4 protein-coding genes are annotated in these 3549 nt (G+C 63.5%); all 4 read left to right on the top strand.

From position 1 onward, the window contains the following. Positions 1–129, top strand: a 129-nt coding sequence (locus FQ389_RS17430) for a TylF/MycF family methyltransferase (RefSeq protein WP_260860872.1), incomplete at its 5' end; no start/stop codon positions are given. A gap of 31 nt (positions 130–160) precedes the next feature. Then, the gene (locus FQ389_RS17425; protein WP_144209892.1) at positions 161–1426 is read left to right on the top strand and encodes a glycosyltransferase; all 1266 of its coding nucleotides are present in this window, start codon (positions 161–163) and stop codon (positions 1424–1426) included. A 205-nt stretch (positions 1427–1631) separates the two neighbouring features. After that, positions 1632–2927, top strand: coding sequence for a glycosyltransferase (locus FQ389_RS17420; protein WP_144209889.1), 1296 nt, complete (start codon positions 1632–1634; stop codon positions 2925–2927). 251 nt (positions 2928–3178) lie between these two features. Then, the coding region (locus tag FQ389_RS17415; RefSeq protein ID WP_407662939.1) for a TylF/MycF/NovP-related O-methyltransferase at positions 3179–3549 on the top strand (371 nt) is incomplete at its 3' end.

Raw genomic sequence — 3549 nt, 5'->3', positions numbered from 1 at the left:
TGCATCATCGACGACTACCACGCGCTCAAACCATGCGAGCAGGCCGTGGCCGACTACCGCGAAAAGCACGGTATCACCGCCGAAATCGAGGAAATCGACGGCACCGGTGTGCTGTGGCGCAAGCCCTGACCGCTATACAACCGTAAGGCCTGGATTTGCAATGAGATTCGTGCTGGCGAATTACGGAACCCGCGGCGATGTCGAGCCCTCCATGGTCGTGGCACGGGAACTGCAGCGCCGGGGGCATGACGTGCAGATGGCGGTCGCGCCGGACTTGATGGGGTTCGTCGAGGTAGCGGGCCTGCCGGCCGTTTCCTACGGTCTCGACACACGAACCTGGCTCGACGTGTACCGCAACTTGTGGACCTCGTTTTTCAGCAGGTTCTGGAGGGTCCGGCAGATCAAGAGGTTGTGGCGCGAGATGTGGGACCTCAGCGACGAGTGCTGGACCCAGATGAACACGACGCTGGTGGCACTGGCGAAGGATGCCGATCTGCTGTTCGCCGGTCTCAGCTATCAAGAGCCCGCCGCCAATGTGGCGGAGTACTACGACATTCCGTTGGTGACGTTGCATCACGTTCCGATGCGGCCCAACGGTCGGGTGGTGTCGTTCCTACCGCCGCCGTTGGGGCGGTACGCGATGAAGGCGTTCGACTGGTTCACGTGGCGGCTGAGCAAGAAGGTCGAGGACGCGCAGCGACGTGAGCTCGGCCTGCCCAAGGCGACGGGCCCGTCCGCGGGACGGATTGCCGCGCGAGACGCGCTGGAAATTCAGGGTTATGACGCGGCGTGCTTTCCCGGATTGGCTGAAGAATGGGCGAATTGGAACGGCCGTCGCCCGTTCGTCGGCACACTCACGATGGAGTTGACGACCGAGGTCGATGACGAGGTCGCGTCGTGGATTGCCGCCGGCACACCGCCGATTTGTTTCGGCTTCGGCAGCATGCCGGTGGAATCGCCGGTTGACACGATCGAGATGATCAGTGGCGCCTGCGCGGAGCTGGGCGAGCGAGCACTGGTCTGTGCCGGCTGGAGCGAATTCAGCGGCGTACCGCAGTTCGACCACGTCAAGGTGGTCGGGGCGGTCAATTACGCGAAGGTATTCCCGGCCTGCCGCGCGGTGGTGCACCACGGCGGGTCGGGCACCACCGCCGCGAGCATGCGCGCTGGAGTCCCGACGCTGATTCTGTCGATGGACCCCAACCAGAAGATCTGGGGATCGCAGCTCAAACGGCTCAAAGTAGGTACCACACGCCGCTTTTCGAACACCACCCGGGCGACTCTCGTCGCAGATCTGCGCCGGATACTCGCCCCCGAATACGCCACGCGGGCGGGCGCGCTGGCCACTCAGATGACCAAGCCTGCGGACAGCGTCAGTGCTGCCGCCGATCTCGTGGAGACCTTCGCGCGCGAAGCGCGCGCATGACCGATAAACCCGGCCCTGGCCACGTATATTTAATATACTGATGATATTTAGTATTTCAATTACATATACTGATGTAATTAAAGGTGCTGCGATGTCAGCTAATTTCGTCCCTGTGTGACATGCGAAAGATCGGTGTGAACCGGTCATAAACAGGCTAGTGTGAGCTTGCCTAGATCGGCGGGAAGGTGATAGAGCTAGCCTCGCGATGAAATTTGCTCTGGCGTGTTACGGAACCCGTGGTGATGTCGAGCCTTCCCTGGCTGCGGGGAGGGAGCTGCTGCGTAGAGGCCACGAAGTCCGGATGGCCATCCCACCCAATCTGCTCGGCTTGGCTGAGGATGCGGGACTCTCCGCGGTCTCCTACGGGCCGGACATGCAAGCCTTCTGGGACGACGAGTTCCTCCGCAACTTCTGGTCGAATCTGCGCCGCGAGTTCTGGACCATCCGGGGCCCGATCCGGATGGTGCGCGAAGCTTGGGAGCCCGTGCTGCGTTCATGGACGGACATGAGCACGACCCTCACGGCGCTTACCGCCGGCGCGGACGTGCTCTTCACCGGCCAGCTGTACCAGGACCTCGCCATCAACGTCGCGGAGTATTACGACATCCCGATGGCGGTCTTGCACTACATCCCGATGCGGCCCAACGGTCAACTCATCCCGAACCTGCCGTCCCCACTGGTCCGCGCCGGCATGACGGGATACGACTGGGTTGTTTGGCGGATGAACAAAAAGGCCGAGGACGAGCAGCGCCGCAAGTTGGGGCTGCCCAAGACGACATCGTCCTCGCCCCGCCGCATCGCCGACCTTGGATCGCTGGAATTGCAGGCGTACGACGCGGTCTGCTTCCCCGGGCTGGCCGCGGAGTGGTCGAAGTGGGGGGATCGGCGGCCCTTTGTCGGCACGCTGACGATGGGTTTGACGACCGACTCGGACGACGACGTCCTGTCCTGGATCGCCGCGGGGACGCCCCCGATTTGTTTCGGCTTCGGCAGCATGCCGGTCACCGAGTCGCCGGCCGACACCGTCGAGATGATCAGCGGGTCCTGTGCGGAGCTGGGCGAGCGGGCGTTGATCTGCGCGGGCTGGAGCGACTTCAGCGACGTGCCGCAATTCGACCACGTGAAGGTGGTGGGTGCGGTGAATTATGCGACGACCTTCCCGGCCTGCCGCGCGGTGGTGCACCACGGCGGGTCGGGCACCACGGCTGCCGGCCTGCGCGCCGGAATCCCCGCCCTGATCCTCTGGACGGCCGGTGACCAGCCCTTCTGGGGCGGCCACCTGAAGAAGCTGAAAGTGGGCGCTGGCCGCCGCTTTTCCGCGACCACCAAGCAGACGTTGGTCGAGGACCTGCGTCAGATCCTCGCCCCCGAGTACGCACTTCGTGCCCGCGACCTCGCCACCCGGATGATCCCTGCCGAGGAGAGCGTCACCCGCGCTGCCGACCTGCTCGAACGCTTCGGTCAGACCGGGCGCTTTCCCGCTCGACGCTGGCGCAGGTAGGTGCAGGCCCGAGGTTGCGACGCCGGAAACGGCGTTGTGAAGATAATCCCGGCGTCGAAATCGCACTTTGGCCCTCGATTCCCCGAACGCCAGACGGGTACTCAGCTACCATGCTTGGGGTCTGGTGCAGACGGTGTCTCAAACCGTGGTTGGGGTTGGGGGAAGATCGTGAAACGCGTTCTCCGCGCGGTCAGGCGTCTGGGCGCATGACTAGGAGTTAGTGGTATGCGAGGAGAGGGGCAGTTTTGACCGTGGCGGAAACCGACTCGCGGTCCGCGTACCTTGATCTGCTCCGTCGTGAACTGACTCGTTATGGTCAGGATGAGTTGGTGCCGGTTGGCTGGTATCGGCTGGGACGGCCGATTTTTAATACGCGCAATTTCTTGCTGGTGCGCAAGCGACCGTTTAACGCCTACGCCCGGGATCGGGGGCTAGATTGGCCGGCCGATGCGCTGACGATGATCGGGATGCAGCGGCTGACCAGCTTGCAGCATTGTGTGGAGACCGTGCTGGCCGACAACGTGCCGGGCGATCTGGTCGAGTGCGGTGTGTGGCGCGGTGGGGCGTCCATCTTGATGCGCGGAGTGCTGGCGGTCTACGGCGATTGGAAACGGCAAGTCTG

The organism is Mycobacterium tilburgii (assembly GCF_902168065.1).
Classification (GTDB): domain Bacteria; phylum Actinomycetota; class Actinomycetes; order Mycobacteriales; family Mycobacteriaceae; genus Mycobacterium; species Mycobacterium tilburgii.
This window is presented reverse-complemented; position numbering and strand designations above follow the sequence as displayed.

Coding starts and splice junctions, on each gene's coding strand:
- FQ389_RS17425 (WP_144209892.1), top strand. CDS start 161: ATGAGATTCGTGCTGGCGAATTACGGAACCCGCGGCGATGTCGAGCCC.
- FQ389_RS17420 (WP_144209889.1), top strand. CDS start 1,632: ATGAAATTTGCTCTGGCGTGTTACGGAACCCGTGGTGATGTCGAGCCT.